The following is an 18,383-nucleotide window of genomic DNA, read 5'->3' on the forward strand; positions in this document are numbered from 1 at the left end:
TGCGCCCTCCCTAGCTCGTCGCCGGTCCGTTGGACGGCTCGACATTCACCAGGAACGCCTTGAACTCGGGCGTATCGGTGTTGGCGTCGCCGACGAACGGGGTGAGGCTGTTGGGGCCGAAGCCCTTCTTGGCCGCGCCGGTAAAGCCCCAGTGGAGCGGGATGCCGACCACATGGACGGTCTTGCCGTCGCAGACGAGCGGCTTGATGCGCTTGGTCACCACCGCCTTGGCATAGACCGTGCCGCGGGCGGAGGAGACCTTCACCCAGCCGCCCTTCTGGATGTTCTTCTCCGCGGCCAGCTGCTCGCTGATCTCGACGAAGAACTCCGGCTGGAGCACCGCATTCACCCAGACATGCTTCGTCCAGAAGTGGAAATGCTCGGTCAGGCGGTAGGAGGTCGCCGCATAGGGGAACTTCTCCGAGGTCCCGAGTGCGGCGAGGTCGTCCTTGAAGATGCGCGCGACCGGGTTGCCGCGGATCTTTGGAGCCGTGACATTGGCGATCGGGCTTTCGAACGGCTCGTAATGGGCCGGGAAGGGGCCGTCCCGCATCAGGCCGCGCGAGAACAGCCGCGCCGACCCTTCCGGGTTCATGATGAACGGTCCGACATCCTGCGGCTTGGCGTTTACTGCGATGTCGGGGACATCGTAGCCGGTCCAGGCCGTGCCGTTCCACTCGATCAGCTTACGCCTGGGATCCCAGGGCTTGCCGTTGATATCGGCCGAGGCGCGGTTGTAGAGGATGCGCCGGTTGGCCGGCCAGGAGAAGGCCCAGTTCTGGTAGGCGCCGGTATTGCCGGGGTCATTGGTGTCCCGCCGGGCCATCATGTTGCCCCGCTCGGTCCAGCTGCCCGAATAGATCCAGCAGCCGCAGGCGGTCGAGCCGTCGTCGCGCAACTGGCCGAAGGTATCGACCTGCTTGCCCTTTTCCAGCACGACCTTTGTGGGGTCGGCCGGATCGGTGACGGTGGAGACGACGTAGCCGTTGAGCTCCCTCGCGATCTCGTCGGGCTGCGGGTCCTGCGGGTCGCGATAGGGCCAGTGCAGATTGACGATCGGATCGGGGAAGGCGCCGCCCTCCTTGGCGTAGAGCTCGCGCAGGCGCAGGTGGAGCTGCGCCATGATCCAGGCGTCGGTCTTCGCCTCGCCCGGAGGTTCCTGGCCCGGCCAGTGCCATTGCAGCCAGCGGCTGGACGAGACCAGCGAGCCTTCGTCCTCGGCGAAGCAGGTCGTCGGCAGTTCGAACACCTCGGTCTGGATCGACTCAGGCTTGACGTCGTTATGGACGCCCTCGTCCTTCCAGAACCGGGATGTCTCCGTCTGCAGCGGGTCCATCACCACCAGGAACTTCAGCTTCGACAGCGACGCCGTGATCTTGCCCCGGTTGGGGGCGGAGAGCAGCGGATTGAAGCCCTGGCAGAAATAGCCGTTGACCTTGCCCTGATGCATCAGGTCGAAGGTCCGCAGCATGTCGTAGCCGGCGACGTCGAGCTTGGGCAGCCACTGGTAGGCGAACTCGTTCTCGGCCGTTGCGGCCGGTCCCCACATCGACTTCAGGAAGCTCACCATGAACTTCCTGTAGTTCTGCCAGTAGCTCATCTGGTTGGGCCGCAGCGGCTTGAAGCCGCGCGTGGACATATAGGTCGAAAAGTCGACCTCCTTGTCCTTCGGGATCGCCAGATAGCCGGGGATCAGATCCGACATCAGGCCGATATCGGTCAGTCCCTGGATGTTGGAGTGCCCGCGCAGCGCATTCATGCCGCCGCCGCGCACGCCGATATTGCCGAGCAGGAGCTGCAGCATCGCCATCGAGCGGATGTTCTGCGAGCCCTTGGAATGCTGCGTCCAGCCGAGCGCGTACATCGACGTCATCGTCTTGTCGCGCGTCGAGCACTCCGCGATCATCTTGCAGATCGCGAGATACTTGTCCTTGGGCGTGCCGCAGATGCGCTCGACCATCTCCGAGGTGTAGACGGAGACGTGCTTCTTCAGGAGCTGGTAGACGCAGCGCGGATGCTGCAGCGTCTCGTCGACCTGGACATAGCCGTCCGGCCCAAGCTCGTATTCCCAGCTCGATCGGTCGTAGTCGCGCTTGGCTTCGTCATAGCCGGTGAAGAGGCCGTCCTCGTAGTTGAAGCCGTCCTTGACGATATAGGGCGCGTTGGTGAAGGCGCGCACGTAGTCGTGCTGGATCTTGTCGTTGTCGATGCAGTATTTCATCACCCCGAGCAGGAAGGCGATGTCGGTGCCTTGCCGGATCGGCGCATAGAAATCCGCGACCGAGGCCGAGCGCGTGAAGCGCGGGTCGACGACGATCAGCTTGGCGCCACGCTGGGCTTTCGCCTCAGTGACCCATTTGAAGCCGCAAGGGTGCGCTTCGGCGGCATTGCCGCCCATGATGATGACGAGGTCGGTGTTCTTGATGTCCGTCCAGGAGTTGGTCATCGCACCGCGACCGAATGTTGGGGCCAGACTGGCCACCGTCGGTCCGTGTCAAACGCGCGCCTGGTTGTCGAACGCCAGTACTCCGAGGCTTCGCACGACCTTGTAGGTCACGAAGGCCGTCTCGTTGGTGGTCGCCGACGCCGCCAGGAAGCCCGTGGTCAGCCAGCGGTTGACCGTGGCGCCGTCCTGGTTCTTGGCGACGAAGTTCTTGTCGCGGTCGTCCTTCATCAATCGCGCGATGCGGTCGAGCGCTTCGTTCCAGCTGATCTGCTTGAACGCCTTCTCGCCCGGGCCGCGATATTGCGGGACCTTGGTGCGCGTTTCGGAATGGACGAAGTCGAGCAGGGCGGAGCCCTTCGGGCAGAGCGTGCCGCGATTGGTTGGGTGGTCCGGATCGCCTTCGATATGGATGATCGCCGGGTGGGCGTTCTTGGACTTGTCGCCGAGGCTGTACATGATCACGCCGCAGGCGACGGAGCAGTACGGACAGGTATTTCGTGTTTCCGTGGTGCGCGCCAGCTTGAAGGGCCGCACGGCCTGGGCAAGTGCCTCCTCGGCACCCCCGAACCCAAGTGCGGCGACGGCAGAACCGGCGACCCCCGCACCTGCGGCTTTCAGAAACTGGCGACGCGAGAGCTCATGCAGCATCTCAACCTCCCAGGCGAACGACAAGACGTTGTTCAATTTGGAATAGTGAAACTCTGGAGCGAGGGCGTCAAGGCGCGTGCCTCGTCGCCCGGAGTGGGGTCTCTTAGACTTTGGGTGTACGATCCGTCTTGCTCCGGCAAGGCGTCGCGCCCGTGATCGTATGCCCGCGACCGTGCCAGCGAGACGCCAGGCGGGCGAGGCCCTGCGAGGGATCTGCTGGAGCGCCCGCCGCCCCAGCCGCGATCGTCGATCTGTACCGGGCTGGTGACCTGACCGCTCGACGCTGTGGAGCACCCGGGCACGGGTCGGAACTTGGCGAGTGGGAGGCGCCACATCAAGGCGCCGGAGCATGTTCGGCACCTCGTCGACATGCCGGAGCGATTCCGTGTGCACCTCCCAAATGGGAGGTGCACAATAACGGTGGCTTTCTCAAAGACGCTCGAATATTCCAATCGTCCGTATCTCTCGTGGGGACGTCACGACCTGTCGTGCCGGGCTGCCGATTGCGGCCCGCATGCTGTGTCCTGACTGTGTTTCTGGCATGAACATCAGCGTATTTGCGCAGGAATATCTGCGCGCCGGGGTTCGCAAGCCGGGCCAGTTCCTGCAGGTGCGCCCGGCCCGGCTCTGCACGATCTGCGGCTACGAGGGACGCTTCCTCGACGTCGGCCCCCGGCCGGAGGCGCGCTGCCCGAATTGCTCCTCCAAGGAGCGCGACCGGATCATGGGGCTGTATCTGCGGGCGCACCATCTCGATCTGACCGACAAGGCAGTGCTGCATTTCTCGCCGGAGAGGCCGTTCTTCCGCTTGTGGAAGAACAATCCCCGCTACGTCGCCGGCGACGTCAAGATCAGCAAGGTCGCGAATGCCGTGGTCGACATCACCGATATCCGGTTCGAGGACGGCCATTTCGACTATCTGATCTGCCATCATATTTTGGAGCACGTCCCCGACGACGCCCAAGGCATGCGCGAGTGCTTCCGCGTCCTGAAGCCCGGCGGCACCGCCTTCTTCTCGGTACCGCTCGACCAGTCGCGAGAGGAAACCTGGGAGCCGCCGGCGGACATGCCGGCAGCCGAGATCGAGCGCATCTGCGGCTGGGACCATGTCCGGCTCTATGGGCGAGACTTCCCCGACAAGCTTGCCGGCGTCGGCTTCGACGTCGATGAGATCAGGTTCTCGGCCGAAGACGGTGAGCGCAGCCGCCTGACCGAGAAGCATGCGTTCGAACCGCAGGGGCTCGACCGCATCTTCGTCTGCCGGAAGTGACCGCGTCCTCGCTGCTTGAGCGTGACGGATCAGGGCTTTTGGAAACCGCGATCCGTCTTCGCGCCGACCGTGCCGATCACTCCGCTAAACCGGCTCGCTGGAACATCATCCGAACAACGCCTGCGGGTCCGGCGTGTACCGGCCGAGCTTGTCGCGATCGATCGTGACGCCGAGTCCCGGCAGGTCGGGGATCGTCAGCCAGCCCTCTGCGTCGAGCGCGAAGGGCTTCGCCAGAATGCCGTCGACATAAGGGCTGCCGCCGATGAACTCGACGAGATCGGCATCGGGGAAGGCGGAAGCCATCTGCAGGTCGGCGGCGAGGCCGAGTGCCGTGTTCCAGCCATGGCCGACATATTTGATGCCGAGATCATAGGCCATCCAGGCGATCCGGCGCTGCTCCGAGATGCCGCCGACCTTGGTGACGTCGGGCTGCACGATGTCGAGCGCGCCGGTGGTCAGCCAGGGAATGAAGCTCTGGCGCCGGGTCAGCACCTCGCAGCCGGCGATCGGCACGGGCGAGGAGCGTCGCAACTCGCGATAGTCGTCGATGGCGTCCGGGCGTACCGGCTCCTCGAACCAGCCGACTTCGTAATCGGCCAGCATCTGCGCGGTGCGCTTGGCCCATTTCAGCCCGTGCGGCCAGAGCGCGTCGCTGGCGCCGGCGTCGACGAAGAGCTTGGATTTATCGCCCGCCGCCTCGCGCGCGGCGCGCACGATCGCCTCGTCGAGCTTGACGTCGAGCGCCCGCCCGAACGGCCCCCAGCCGATCTTGAAGGCGCTGAAACCCTTGTCGCGATAGCTCGCGACGACATCCCGCATCGCCTCCGGCTCCTCCATCAGGAGCGAGCAATAGGGCTGCACCCGCTCGCGATAGCGTCCGCCGAGCAGCCGCCCGACGCTGAGCCCCGTCGCCTGGCCGAGAATGTCCCACAGCGCGATGTCGATGCCGCTGATCGTATGGGTCAGCGTGCCGCCGCGGCCCATCCAGAAAGTGTTCTGGTGCAGCTTCTCGCTGACGAAATCGGGCGAAAGCGCGTCGGCACCGAGGAAGAGCGGCTCCAGCACCTTCAGGCCTGCCTGCACGAGGCGGCCATCGGTGAAGACGCTGCCATAGCCGGTCAGGCCCTGGTCGGTATGCACCGCGATCAGCGCATGGATCGAATCCTCCGGCCGGATCTCCGCCGACCAGCCGCCCTTCGGGCTCTCGCCGAAGAGGGGGGCGGCCTCGATGCGGGTGATGCGGAAGGGCGGGAGCCCCGCCGCCCGGCCGGCCGCGCGCGTCTGGATAGACTGGTCGTTCACGGCAAATCCCTTTCCTTGCGGCGCTGGGCGACGATGGCCTCGTAATCCATCGCGTGGTTCATGACGGTGATGTGCTCGTCGAGCGTGCGGGTGATCACCGCGATATCGCCGGCCTCGAAGGCGGCGAGCAGGTCGACATGCTCCTCGACCACGCCGGCCATCGGCTTGCCGAAGGTGGCGAGGCCGAAAATGATCGTGCATTGCGGCGCCAGCGTTTCCCACAGGTCGAAGGTGACGCTGTTGCCGCCGAGCCGGCAGAGCGCGCGGTGAAAGCCGGTATCGGCGACAGCGACGCCATAGGCGCTGCCGCGCGCCGCCATCAGCTCCATTTCGGCAACGGCCGCACGCAACTCGTTCAGATGGGCGCCGCGGTTGCGGCCGGCGGCGACCGCCCGGGCCACGGCGCTGGCTTCAAGCGCGATGCGTGCCTCGATCAGGTCCGAGACGCGTTCGTTCGTCACCGGGCGCAGGCGGATGCCCTTATAGGGCTCGCTGACCACGACGCCCTGGCTTTCGAGCAGCCGCAGGGCCTCGCGTACGGGCACGCGGCTGACCCCGAGCTTGCGGGCGAGGTCGACTTCGACGATCCGGTCGCCCGGCAGGATCAGCCCGGCGGCGGCCCCGGCAATGATCGCCTCGATGGCGTGGTCGACAAGCGTCTGCGGTTGCAATGGCTGCCAGTCGGGGCCTGAGCTTTTAGCCCGCTCCTCCGTAGCCGTACCGGCTGCCCGCACTTGCTCGCCCGCTTCAGTCATTCGGCACTCTGTCCTTCGCTTGACAGGTCGTATGATCGTATACAATCATACGAAACGCAAGAGCGAGAAGGGGATCGCCATGGCGTCGGAAAGTCGGGTTCGGTGCGAGATCGACTTTGAAGCTTCCGGGCGACAGGCCGGATATCTGCGGGCGCCGTTATCGCGCAATACGTCCGGCTGGGGAGTCGTCGAGATTCCCGTCGTCAGCGTGAAGAACGGCTCCGGCCCGACCATCATGTTCACCGGCGGCGTGCATGGCGACGAATACGAGGGCCAGATCGCGGTGTCGCGCCTCGCCCGCAGTCTCGATCCGGCGAAGGTGCAGGGCAGGGTGATCATGATCCCGGCGCTCAACATGCCGGCCGTGCTCAACGATACCAGGCTCTCGCCGGTCGACAATCGCGACATGAATCGCTGTTTCCCCGGCAATCCGCGCGGCACCTTCTCGGAGATGCTGGCGCATTTCGTCGACACGGTGGTGCTGCCGCTGGTCGATGTCTCCGTCGATCTCCACACCGCCGGCCATTCCGGCGACTCGGCGCTCTCGACCAACATGCACTATGTCGCCGACGCCAAATTGCGCGAGCGCACCATGGCGGCGGCCGCGGCCTTCGGGGCGCCCTACAACGTCGTGTTTTGGGGCGTCGACGAGGGCGCGACGCTGACCTCATCGGTCGAGCGCCGCGGCATCCTCTCGCTCGGCACCGAGCTCGGCGGCTGGGGCCGGGTCAATGTCGAGGGCGTGCGCATCGCCGACCGGGCCCTGACCAATATTCTCAAGCATTTCGGCCTGATGGACGGCAAGCCCGACACGACGCAGCGTGACGGTTCGCCCGGCACCCGCCACATGATGGTGCGCGATGCCGCTGGCTATTCCTTCGCGCCGGCTGGCGGGCTGTTCGAGCCACGCAACATTGTCGGCGACATCTGCCGTGCCGGCGATCTAGCTGGCTACCTGCATTTCATCGAGGACATCGACCGCGACCCGCTGGAGGTGCACTACCGCCGCGACGGCGTGCTGTGGATGTCCGCCGGCCCGGGCCGCGTGCAGCGCGGCGATGCGGTGGCCGTGCTGATGGAGGATTATGACGCGGTGCGCGCCGCCGCCTGACCAAGCTCACGCCTGAACCACCACGTGCCTGACCATCAATCCTGAGGGGACAAGAACATGGCAAAGCACATCATCGTCGGCGCGGCTCTCGCGGCGGCGCTTATGCTCGGAGGGGCTCAAGGCGCACTGGCCCAGCGCAAGGGCGGTGACGTCGTCATCGGCATCAGCCAGGCGCCGCCCTCGCTCGATGCGCAGATCACCTCCGCGCAGGCCTCGCGCAACGTCACGCTCCACATCTTCGAGACGCTCTATGCCCGCGACGAAAACGCCAAGCCCGTGCCGGAGTTGGCCGAGGGTGTGACGGTCTCGCCCGACGGCAAGACCTATGTCTTCCCGATCCGCAAGGACGTGACCTTCCATAACGGCAAGAAGCTCGATGCGGCGGATGTCGTCGCCTCGCTGGAGCGCTACCGCAAGGTCGGCGCCTCGCCGGCGCTGGTCGCCGCCATCGACACGATCAAGGCGAGCGGCGAGCATGAGGTCACGGTCACGCTGAAGCAGGCGCAATCGACCTTCCTCGACAATCTCTCGTCGCCGCGCGCCCCGATCGCGATCTATCCGGCGAGCGAGGCCGCCAAGGAGGCCGGCAAGATCGAGATCATCGGCACCGGTCCCTACAAGTTCGTCGAGTACAAGCCGGACAGCCACGTCAAGCTGACGCGCTATGACGGCTATGCGCCAAACCCGAAGGGCACGGGCCGCGACGGTTTCGCCGGCAAGAAGGAGGCCTTCCTCGATACCGTGACCTTCCGCTTCATGCCGGAAGGCGGCGCCCGCAGCGCCGCGCTCGAAGCCGGACAGATTCAGTTCAACGAGACCGTGGACGGCCCGACCGCCAAGCGGCTCGGCACCGATAACCGCTTCACCATCCACAAGGTGATGCCGTTCGGCCTGCAGGTGATCAAGTTCAACCAGGCGCAGGAACCGGCCAATGACGTGAATTTCCGGCTCGCCGTCCAGGCGGCGCTCGACATGGAGGAGATCATGGCGATCTCCTACGCCGATATCTACCAGATGGACCCGAGCTGGCTCTATCCGGGCGCAGCCTTCCACTCGACGGTCGGCAGCGACAAATACAATAAGAACGACATCAAGATCGCCAAGGAACTGCTCGCCAAATCCTCCTACAAGGGCGGCAAGATCACCTTCATCACCGACAACCTGCGCCCCAATGTCGATACCGCGACGCTGGTCCAGCAGAAGCTGAAGGAGATCGGCGTCGAGGTCGATATCGCGGTCTCCGACTGGCCGACCGTCTCGAAGATCGGCTTCACCCCGACGGGCTGGACCTTCTGGACGCATGGCTTCGGCATCGAGCCTTATGAGGGGCCGGGTTCGGTGATGGCGCCCTGGGTCAACGGCCTCTCGCAGCAGGCGAAGGATCCGGAGATCGACCGCATCGCCGCCGCCTTCAACGCCGAGATGGACGAAGGCAAGCGCAAGGCCCTCTTCGACGCCTTCCAGAAGCACATGTACGATGCGGCTGTGGCGATGAAGGCCGGCAATTACGGGGTCTTCCAGGCCTCGACTGCGAAGCTCAAGAACTTCAAGCCCTATCGCATCCCGCGCATGTGGGGCGTCTGGCTGGAGCCCTGAGCGCAACGGTCGACGCCTGTTTCCATGGGCATCGACCGACGCCATCATAGCCGTGTCATCCCGGACAAGCCGCGGAGCGGCGCCGATCCGGGATCCATGCCTGAGCCTTCATCGGAAGCGCTCCGGAATGGATCCCGGGTCTCCCTCCGGTCGCCCGGGATGACCGGTGCTTTGTCTCGATGAAGCGTTGACGCTCGAAAGGAGGGCGGCATGGGACATTTCCTGATCCGCCGGCTCGCGGGCGCCTTTCTCGTGCTCGTCCTGGTCTCGCTGATGTCTTTCGCGCTGATCTGGCTGGTGCCGGGCGATCCGGCGGCGGCCTTTCTCGACGCCTCGGCGACACCCGAGCAGGTCGCCAAGCTGCGCAGCGCGCTCGGGCTCGACCTCTCGCTGCCGCAGCAGATGCTTGGTTGGTACGGACGCATCCTCAGCGGCGATCTCGGCCAGTCGATCCTGCTCAACCGTTCGGTGACGGCGGCCCTGATCGAGCGCCTTCCGGTCACACTCTCGCTGGCGGCGCTGGCGCTCGCCTTTGCCGTCTTCTTCGGCGTTGCCGCCGGCATCGTCGCGGCCGTCAATCACAACCGCTGGGCCGATCAGGCGGTGATGACCACGGCCTTGCTCGGGCTGTCGGTGCCGGATTTCTGGCTCGGCCTCGTCATGGTGCTGGTCTTCGCGGTGTCCCTCGGCTGGCTGCCGAGCGGTGGCTTCACGCCCTTCCTGCAGTCGCCGGCCGAATGGCTGCGTGGCATGGTGCTGCCGGCCTTGACCTTGGGGCTGGTCCAGGTCGGCTTCATCGCGCGTATGGCGCGCGCCTCGATGCTGGACACGCTCAGTCAGGATTATGTCCGCACCGCCGACGCCAAGGGGCTGGCGAAGCTCCATGTCGTCCTGCGCCATGCGTTGCCGAACGCGATGATCCCGATCCTCACAGTGATCGGCATCGTCTCCGGTGCGCTGCTCGGCGGCGCGGTCATCGTCGAGCAGGTCTTCTCGATCCCCGGCATCGGCCGCCTGATCGTCGGCGCCATCGCCTCGCGCGATTTCCCGGTGCTGCAGGGTGGGCTGCTCTTCCTCGCGGTCGTCTATCTCGCGATCAATCTCGTCGTCGACATTCTTTACGCCGTGGTCGACCCGCGCGTGAGGCTGGCCTGATGCAGGGCACGCCCCTCGTCGGCCGCGCCCTCTGGGGGCGCCTGCTGCGCAACCGCTCCTTCGTGATCGGCGCCGTGCTGGTGCTCGTCATGATCGCGGTCGCGCTTGCCGCCGATTGGCTGACACCCTTCGACCCGCTCAAGAGCAATGTCCGCGCGCGGCTCGCCGCGCCCAGCGCGGTGCACTGGTTCGGCACCGACCATTTCGGTCGCGACATCCTCTCGCGCGTGATGATCGGCGCCCGCATCTCGCTCGCCATCGGCGCCTTCACCGTCGTGCTGGCCGGCATCGCCGGCACGCTGAGCGGCGCCATCGCCGGCTATTTCTATCATCTCGACCAGCCGATCATGCGGATCATGGACGCGCTGATGGCGTTCCCGTCGATCGTGCTCGCTATGGTCGTCTCGGCGGTGCTCGGCGCCTCGCTCACCAATGTCGTGATCGCGCTCGCCATCGCCACGACGCCGCATACCGCCCGCATCGTGCGCGCCTCGGTTCTGCTCGAGAAGGAGCAGGAATACATCGCTGCCGCCCGCTCGATCGGCGTCGGCGAATGGACCATTCTGTTCAAGCATGTGCTGCGCAATGTCGCCGGCCCGCTGATCGTGCGCCTGACCTATGTCTTCGCCATTGCGGTCCTGGCAGAGGCGGCGCTCTCCTTCGTCGGTGCCGGCCCGCCGCCGCCCGCCGCCTCCTTCGGCTCGATCATCGCCCAGGGGCGCGACTTCATGCGCGAAGCCCCGTGGATCACGGTGTTTCCGGGCCTCGCCATCATCGCCTGCGTGCTCGGCCTCAACCTGCTCGGCGACGGCCTGCGCGACGTGCTCGACCCTCGCCTGAAATTCTGAACCCGCTGGAGCCGCCAGATGAAGCGCATCCTGATCGCCGACTGCAAGCAGGAGATCTCCTCCTTCAATCCGCTGCCGTCGCATTACGAGAACTTTCTGATCCACCATGGTGACGGCCTCTACGTCCAGCGTGGCAAGAACCAGGAACTCGGCGGCGCACTCGCGGTCTTCGAGGCGAGGCCCGATATCGAGATCGTGCCGACGATCTGCGCGCGCTCCGGCAGCGCCGGGCCGCTCTCGGCGGCTGGCTGGAAGAAGCTCTCCGAGGAAATCCTCGCCGCGATCTTCTCCAGGCTCGACCGCATCGACGGCATCTATGTCTCGCTGCATGGCGCGATGGGGGCCGATGGCGAGTTCGATCCTGAAGGCTACCTGCTGGAGAAATTGCGCGAGCGCGTCGGGCCGGACATGCCGATCGTCATCTCGCTCGACCTGCACGGCATCCTGACCGACCGGATGCTGCGCAATGTCGACGGCTTCGCGATCTACTGGACCTATCCCCATGTCGATTTCGCTGACACGGGCCGCCGCGCCGCCGAACTCCTGCTGAAGCTGATGGCCGGCGGCATCAAGCCCGTCGCCGCCCGCGTCGTCATCCCCGCCTTGGTCCGCGGCGACGAGCTCATCACCAAGACCGGCTGCTATGGCGAGCTTCTGGCCGAGTGCCGCCGGCTGGAGGAGGAGGGGCGGGCGCTCGCGGCCGGCATCATGATCGGCAACCCCTTCACGGATGTACCGGAACTCTGCTCGCAGGTGCTGATCCTCACCGATGGCGACAGGGCGACAGCCGAGCGCGAGGCGATCCGGCTGGCCGAGGAATTCTGGCCCTTGCGCTTCCGCATGCAGGGCAAGCTCGTGCCGCTTGACCGCGCCATCGCCCAGGCCCGCAGCATTGACGGCCCGGTGATCTTCACCGATGCCGCCGACGCTACCTCGTCCGGCGCTTCCGGTGACAGCAACCTGATCCTCGCCGCCCTGCGCAAGGCCGGCTACGGCAAGCGGGTGCTTGCTCAGATCGTCGATGCGCCGGCTGCGGCTGCCGCGCATAAGGCCGGCATCGGCGCTACGATCGAGGTCACGCTCGGCGGCTCGATCGATCCCGCGCGCTTCCCGCCGATGAAGGTGAAAGCCAAGGTCAAGCTGCTCTCGGATGGCGAAGCCGCGCTGGAGACCATGAAAGCGCCCTTGAGCGCCGGGCCGACCGCCGTGCTGACCTGGGATAACGTCACCGTCGTCGTGATGAGCCGCTCGGTCAGCCTGTTCGATCGGGCGATGTATTACGCCAACGGCATCGACCCGACCGATTTCGACCTGATCGTGGTGAAGTCGCCCCACACCGAATTCCATATGTTCGACCAGTGGTGCGCGCGGAACTTCAACATCGACGCGCCCGGTGCGACCTCCGCCAACCTGAAAAGCCTCGGCCACACCATCTGCGCCCGGCCGATCTATCCGCTCGACGAGGGCGTCACCTTCGCGCCCCGCGCCACGATCTACGAACTGTGAGGAGAAGACCCGTGCCCAGGATCGAGGCCGTCGATTTCTTCTATCTCGCCATGCCCGTCGTCACCGACGAGGCCGATGGCAGCCAGGATGCGCTGCTGGTCAGGGTCGCCGCCGGCGGCCATATCGGCTGGGGCGAATGCGAGGCGGCGCCGCTGCCCTCCATCGCCGCCTTCATCTGCCCGATGTCGCATGGCGTCTGCCGGCCGGTCGCCGATTCCGTGCTCGGACAGGTGCTGGAAAGCCCGGAGGACATCGCCCGCATCGCCGCTGTCGTCGCTTATAACTCGATGGACCTGCTGCAGGCGCCGCATACCTTCTCGGGCGTCGAGATGGCGCTCTGGGACATCCTCGGCAAGATGCGGTCCGAACCGGTCTGGCGCCTGCTCGGCTACGCGAAAAGCCATCCCAAGACGCCCTATGCCTCGGTCCTGTTCGGTGACACGGCGCAGGAAACCCTCGAACGCGCCCGCGATGCCCGCAAACGCAGCTTCCGCGCCGCCAAGTTCGGCTGGGGGCCGATCGGCCGGGGCAGCGTCGAGGCCGATGCCGAGCATTTCGTCGCAGCCCGCGAGGGGCTGGGGCAGGACGGCATCCTGCTCGTCGATACCGGCCAGATCTTCATCGAGGATGTCGAGCGCGCCGCCGGGCGTTTGCCCGCGATGGAGAAGGCGAATGTGCTCTGGTTCGAGGAGCCCTTTCACGCCAGCGCGCTCGAAGCCTATGCCGCCCTTGCGAGGCGCAGTCCCAAGGTCCGGCTCGCCGGCGGGGAGGGTGCCCATAACGAGTCGATGGCCCGCCAGCTCATCGATTATGGCGGCATCGGCTATGTCCAGATCGATTGCGGGCGTATTGGCGGCATCGGCCCGTCCAAGGCGGTGGCGGATTATGCGGTCGCCAAGGGCGTGACCTTCGTCAACCACACCTTCACCTCGCATCTGGCGCTCTCGGCCTCGCTCCAGCCCTATGCTGGCCTCGCTGCGCACGAGATCTGCGAGTATCCGGCGATGCCGAAGCCGCTCGCCACCGCGATCTCCGCCAATCATCTGGAGCGTGACGCGAACGGGCAGGTTGCGGCCCCCGATGCGCCGGGCCTCGGCATCGAGGTCGCGACGACCGCGCTGCGTGGCTATCTGCAGGAGGTCGAGATATCCGTCGGCGGCAAGCGGCTCTACGGCACGCCGAGCCTCTGACGCGATGTCCGCTTGACGCAGCGCCACGCCCTTATAGGGTGTGCGCCGATCGAGGTTCTCCGGGTTGCTCCCGGAGCTAAGAGGGAATTCGGTGAGGCACTCCCAGTGCCAAAGCCGAGGCTGCCCCCGCAACTGTAAGCGGCGAGCTCTCCACCCATCGTCCACTGGCGCCCGATGCGCCGGGAAGGCCGGGCGGAACAGGCATCGACCCGCGAGCCAGGAGACCTGCCCCGGTCGTCGAAGACGTCTTTCGGACGGGGTGTTCCGAAGCCTGTGTGACGATGGCGACCCTTGCGGCCGGCCTCCCGCCCCACATGCCCAAAGCTGCCCCGACGATCATCTCGGGGAGCGATGAAACCCATGTTCACGAAAACCAATGCACAGGTCGCTCAAGGCGGCTTGACGGCTGCTCGCCGCGCACCCTATCAGAAATGCAACATTGTTACACTTCGGATGACCTCGATGCCGGCTGCGCGCCCGTTCAATTCCCTGCTTCGCCTGTCCGCTGCTGCGCTGTTCGGCGTGCTCGCCGCAGGCACGGCCAATGCGGCGCCGACCAAATATCCGCTGACCCTTGAGAATTGCCGCGAGACGATCACCTTCAACGCCGCGCCCAAGCGCGTCGTGGCGATCGGCCAAACCCAGACGGAAATCCTCTATGCGCTCGGCCTCGGCGACCGCGTCGTCGGCACGGCGGTCTGGTTCTCGCCGGTGGCCAAGCCCTATGAGGCGGTCAACGCCAAGGTGAAGCGCCTCGCCGACAATGATCCGAGCTTCGAGGCGGTGCTGGCGCAGGAGCCCGATCTCGTCACCGCAATGTTCGAATGGCATGTCGGCCCCAACGGCATCGTCGGCAAGCGCGACCAGTTCGCCAAGGTCAAGGTGCCGTCCTATGTCTCCCCGACCGATTGCGTCGGCAAGGATAATTCCGGTGCCGGTGACGGCGTGCGCACTGAGATGTTCACGATGGAGTTGGTCTATCGCAACATCCGCGAATTCGGTGCGATCTTCCACGTTGCCGATCGCGCCGAGAAGCTCGTCGCTGAGCTCAAGGCCCGCGAGAACAAGGCGGTCGAGCAGGTCGCGAAGCTGAAGGCGCAGGACGTGCCGGTCGTGGTCTGGTTCTCCAGCAAGGACATCAAGGGCGACGGCTTCATGGCCGGCAAGAACGGCGTGCCCGCCTATATCCTGTCCAAGCTCGGCGCCCGCAACATCATCACGACCAATGAGGAATGGCCGCTGGTCGGCTGGGAGAGCATCGCCGCCGCCAATCCGGCCGTGATCGTCACCGTGAAAATGGATCGCCGCCGCTTCCCGGCCGACGATATCGAGAAGAAGCTGGAATTCCTGAAGACCGATCCGGTCGCCAGCAAGCTCGATGCGGTCAAGAACAACCGCATCGTGATCATGGATGTCGGGGCGACCCGCGCCGGGCTCGACACGGTCGACGGCATCGAGACCCTCGCCAAGGCGATCGCCGGCTTCGGGATCTCGCGTTGAGCCACGCCGCCCATGGGCCGAACTGGCCGGCGCGGATCGGCATCGCGCTGGCCTCGCTGCTGGCGCTGACCTTTTCGGTCGCGCTGGCGGTGACGATTGGCGAGATGCGCATCCCGCTGGACACGGCCCTGAAGGCGCTGGGCAACGGGTTGTTCGATCTCGACTTTCCGGTCAGCGCGATCCAGCAGGGCGTGATCTTCGATTATCGCCTGAGCCGCGCGCTGATGGCAGGCTTGTGCGGCGGCGCACTCGCCCTGTCGGGTGCGATCCTGCAGGCCCTGCTGCGCAATCCGCTGGCCGAGCCTTATATCCTCGGCATCTCGGCTGGTGCCTCGACCGGCGCCGTCGCGGTGCTGATCCTCGGCATCAGCATCGGCGGGGCGGTGCTCTCCGTTTCGGCCGGCGCCTTCATCGGCTCCTGCGCCGCGCTCGTCGTCGTCGCCTTGCTGGCGGCAGGGGCGGGCGGGGCGAGCGACCGCGTCATCCTCGCCGGCGTCGCCACCTCGCAGCTCTTCAATGCCGCCACCGCCACGATCGTCACGACGCTCGCCAGTGCCGAGCAGGCGCGGGGCGTCATGTTCTGGCTGCTCGGCAATTTCGGCGGCGTGCGCTGGCCCGACATCTGGATGGCGGCGCCCGTGGCCTTCATCGGCTTCGGCATCTGCATGCTGCACGCCAAGGCGCTCGACGCCTTCGCCTTCGGCGTCGATGCCGCGGCTTCGCTGGGTGTCGCCGTGACGCGGGTGAAGGTCGTTCTGTTCGCGACCACGGCGGTGATGACGGCGGTGATGGTCTCGATCGTCGGCACGGTCGGTTTCGTCGGGCTGATCATCCCCCATGCCGCGCGCTTCCTCGTCGGCTCCGGCCACGCTCGTTTGCTGCCGGCATGCCTCGTCGTCGGCGCGATCTTCATGATCCTCGCCGATATCCTCTCCCGCGTCCTGATCCCGCAGCAGATCCTGCCGATCGGCGTGGTGACGGCCCTGTTCGGCGCGCCGGTCTTCGCCCTGATCCTCTACCGAGCCCGGAGGCCGGCATGACGCTCGCGACCCGCGAGGTCCGCTGGGGTGCCGGCGGCCGGATGATCGTCGATGGCGTGACGCTGGAAGCGGCGCCCGGCCGGGTGCTCGGCCTGATCGGCCCCAACGGCTCCGGCAAGTCGAGCCTGCTTCGGTTGCTCTGCCGCCTGCGCAATGTCGCGAGCGGCGTCGTCACGCTCGACGGCAACGACATCGCCGGCGTGCCCCGCCGCGAACTCGCCCGCCGCCTCGCCTTCGTCGAGCAGCAGGCGACGACCGAGATTCAGCTCTCCGTCTGCGATGTCGTCCGCCTCGGCCGTACGCCGCATCGTGCGGCGCTGGCCTCGTGGAGCGAAGCCGACGAGGGCGCCGTGAACGAGGCGCTGGCGCGGGTCGGGCTCACCGAGCGCCACGATCAGTTATGGCACACGCTTTCGGGAGGGGAACGCCAGCGCGTCCATATCGCCCGTGCGCTCGCGCAGGAGCCGAGCGAGCTCATCCTGGACGAGCCGACCAACCATCTCGACATCCAGCACCAGCTCTCGATCCTGAGCCTCGTCCGCCGCCTCGGCATCACCTGCATCATGGCGCTGCACGATCTCAACCTTGCCGCCATGTTCTGCGACGAGATCGCATTGTTGCATGACGGGCGCCTTCAGGCCGCCGGTGCGCCGGAGGAGGTCCTGACCGCCGAGGCGATCCAGCGCATCTTCGGCGTCGCGGTCTCGATTCGTCCGGGAGCTTCCGGGCGCCGACACATCGAGTATCTGGTCGACGGCGAGTCGCGGAAGGACGTGGCTGGCGGCGATTGAGATCGCATGGCTGGCAGCGGCGAGATCCTGCTAGGCACCGAGGCCCGCTTCCAGGACCCGCAGGCGGGACAGAGTGCCGGCTTTAGCGGTTCCATGCAGCCCTGTGGAAACCCAGCGGGCAGTTCGGTTTCGAGCTGAGCGATCGCCTTCGGCATGCCGGCCCTGTCCGCCGTCTGGAAGAAGCGCCGCGCCGCGATCTCGTCGATGCGATAGTGCCGGTTAGCACTGACGAACGTACCGCGGCAGAAGCGTCTTGGCGCGGTACAGCTAGACCGCGCCGCAAGCTCGGAAGGCGGATAGAACCGCTGTCGTCACGCCCATGACCCCAACCACATTGCCAGGATGGATAAGAACGATACGCTCGCTTTCCGCCACGCGGCCCGGCTTTGTCCCCGTCAGAACGTCCGCGATCTCGCTATCGAACGGGCCCCCGTGCAGTAGACGGCCATCCTTGTGCTGTTGCTCAGCCTGAATCCGGTCATCGACGATGACGCGATCGAACTTCGAGAAGCTGTTCTTCCAGCTTCGCCCGAGGTCTACCACGTTCACGAACGTGCCTGGCTCGACCCATTCGGGATCGAGGAAGGGCTTCAGTCCTGGGCTTGCGGGGATGGTCGATATGACGATGTCGGCGCCTTTCAGCGCCTGAGGGCCGACCTCCACGATCACAGGCTTTTGACCCCGCTGACGAATGAACTCGCAGAAAGATTCCGCGGATTTCGCAGTTCGGGTGATGATGCGAACCTCTTCGATCGGCAGAACGCCGTCGAGGGCTTCGAGATTCATACGCGCTTGTACTCCAGCCCCGATGATCGTTGCGACCCCGGTTCTCGGGCGGGCCAACAGCTTGGCCAGCGTGCGTCCGATTGCGACTGGCAGCACGTTGGAGGTGTAGGTTCCGTCGAGAAGGGCGATCGGAGATCCCGACGCTCGTTCGAAGACAAGCTGCCGGCTGAGATATCCCGGAGCTCCGCCTTCAACGGCCTCCGAGGTCGGCCCCACCAGCATATGGAACAGGGATAGATCGCGCCGCCGCCAAGCGGCGAAGGTCGACATCTGAAAGGCCCCGCCCTCGCTTGCGAGCATCGTCTTGGGCTTCCAGACGATGTCCCCCGTAGCGCCGGCACAGAATGCATCCGCAACGTTCCGGGCAATGTCGTCCAACGGGATTGCCAGAGCTTCCACCTCGGCACGGCTAATGGTTCGCGTCATTGTCGGTTCAGCC

Annotated in this window: 14 protein-coding genes and 1 riboswitch; of the genes, 10 read left to right on the forward strand and 4 right to left on the reverse strand. The window is 65.8% G+C overall.

What is annotated here, in order from left to right; translation table 11 throughout:
- Nucleotides 1–10 precede the first annotated feature (10 nt).
- Nucleotides 11–3,094, reverse strand: a complete 3,084-nt coding sequence (gene fdnG, locus J0I42_RS15335; protein WP_291655954.1) for a formate dehydrogenase-N subunit alpha — start codon at nucleotides 3,092–3,094, stop codon at nucleotides 11–13.
- A gap of 541 nt (nucleotides 3,095–3,635) precedes the next feature.
- On the opposite strand from fdnG, the gene J0I42_RS15340 reads away from it, so the two are divergent.
- Nucleotides 3,636–4,364, forward strand: a complete 729-nt coding sequence (locus J0I42_RS15340; protein WP_291655955.1) for a class I SAM-dependent methyltransferase — start codon at nucleotides 3,636–3,638, stop codon at nucleotides 4,362–4,364.
- Nucleotides 4,365–4,469: 105 nt separating this feature from the next.
- On the opposite strand, the gene J0I42_RS15345 is transcribed toward J0I42_RS15340, so the two are convergent.
- Nucleotides 4,470–5,666: a mandelate racemase/muconate lactonizing enzyme family protein gene (locus tag J0I42_RS15345; protein WP_291655956.1), complete on the reverse strand. Its 1,197-nt coding sequence runs from the start codon at nucleotides 5,664–5,666 to the stop codon at nucleotides 4,470–4,472.
- Nucleotides 5,663–6,421, reverse strand: coding sequence for a GntR family transcriptional regulator (locus J0I42_RS15350; protein WP_291655958.1), 759 nt, complete (start codon nucleotides 6,419–6,421; stop codon nucleotides 5,663–5,665). The genes J0I42_RS15345 and J0I42_RS15350 overlap by 4 nt, the downstream gene beginning before the upstream one ends.
- Nucleotides 6,422–6,500: 79 nt before the next feature.
- On the opposite strand from J0I42_RS15350, the gene J0I42_RS15355 reads away from it, so the two are divergent.
- The 9 genes from J0I42_RS15355 to J0I42_RS15395 all read left to right on the forward strand — a co-directional run bounded on the left by J0I42_RS15355 (nucleotide 6,501) and on the right by J0I42_RS15395 (nucleotide 17,158).
- A complete protein-coding gene (locus tag J0I42_RS15355) occupies nucleotides 6,501–7,532 on the forward strand; it encodes a succinylglutamate desuccinylase/aspartoacylase family protein (protein ID WP_291655959.1) in 1,032 nt (343 codons plus the stop codon).
- Nucleotides 7,533–7,589: 57 nt separating this feature from the next.
- A complete protein-coding gene (locus J0I42_RS15360; RefSeq protein ID WP_291655960.1) occupies nucleotides 7,590–9,128 on the forward strand; it encodes an ABC transporter substrate-binding protein in 1,539 nt (512 codons plus the stop codon).
- Between the two features lie 210 nt (nucleotides 9,129–9,338).
- Nucleotides 9,339–10,283 (forward strand): ABC transporter permease, encoded by a 945-nt coding sequence (locus J0I42_RS15365; protein ID WP_291655962.1) that lies wholly within the window; start codon nucleotides 9,339–9,341, stop codon nucleotides 10,281–10,283.
- Nucleotides 10,283–11,131 (forward strand): ABC transporter permease, encoded by an 849-nt coding sequence (locus J0I42_RS15370; protein ID WP_291655964.1) that lies wholly within the window; start codon nucleotides 10,283–10,285, stop codon nucleotides 11,129–11,131. The genes J0I42_RS15365 and J0I42_RS15370 overlap by 1 nt, the downstream gene beginning before the upstream one ends.
- 18 nt (nucleotides 11,132–11,149) lie before the next feature.
- Nucleotides 11,150–12,637, forward strand: a complete 1,488-nt coding sequence (locus J0I42_RS15375; RefSeq protein WP_291655966.1) for a M81 family metallopeptidase — start codon at nucleotides 11,150–11,152, stop codon at nucleotides 12,635–12,637.
- 11 nt (nucleotides 12,638–12,648) lie between these two features.
- Entirely contained in the window at nucleotides 12,649–13,827 is a 1,179-nt protein-coding gene (locus J0I42_RS15380) for a mandelate racemase/muconate lactonizing enzyme family protein (protein ID WP_291655967.1), read from the forward strand.
- A gap of 35 nt (nucleotides 13,828–13,862) precedes the next feature.
- Nucleotides 13,863–14,074: riboswitch (cobalamin riboswitch) on the forward strand.
- Nucleotides 14,075–14,289: 215 nt separating this feature from the next.
- Nucleotides 14,290–15,327, forward strand: a complete 1,038-nt coding sequence (locus J0I42_RS15385; protein WP_291655968.1) for an ABC transporter substrate-binding protein — start codon at nucleotides 14,290–14,292, stop codon at nucleotides 15,325–15,327.
- Nucleotides 15,324–16,367, forward strand: coding sequence for a FecCD family ABC transporter permease (locus tag J0I42_RS15390; RefSeq protein ID WP_291655970.1), 1,044 nt, complete (start codon nucleotides 15,324–15,326; stop codon nucleotides 16,365–16,367). Before J0I42_RS15385 ends, J0I42_RS15390 begins: the two co-directional genes overlap by 4 nt.
- Complete coding sequence (locus J0I42_RS15395; protein WP_291655972.1) at nucleotides 16,364–17,158, forward strand: ABC transporter ATP-binding protein; 795 nt, start codon at nucleotides 16,364–16,366, stop codon at nucleotides 17,156–17,158. Before J0I42_RS15390 ends, J0I42_RS15395 begins: the two co-directional genes overlap by 4 nt.
- Nucleotides 17,159–17,425: 267 nt before the next feature.
- On the opposite strand, the gene J0I42_RS15400 is transcribed toward J0I42_RS15395, so the two are convergent.
- Nucleotides 17,426–18,370: a hypothetical protein gene (locus tag J0I42_RS15400; protein WP_291655974.1), complete on the reverse strand. Its 945-nt coding sequence runs from the start codon at nucleotides 18,368–18,370 to the stop codon at nucleotides 17,426–17,428.
- Nucleotides 18,371–18,383 lie beyond the last annotated feature (13 nt).

Origin of the sequence: Allobosea sp. (genome assembly GCF_017308015.1) — a bacterium.
In the GTDB taxonomy this organism is placed as follows: Bacteria; Pseudomonadota; Alphaproteobacteria; order Rhizobiales; family Beijerinckiaceae; genus Allobosea.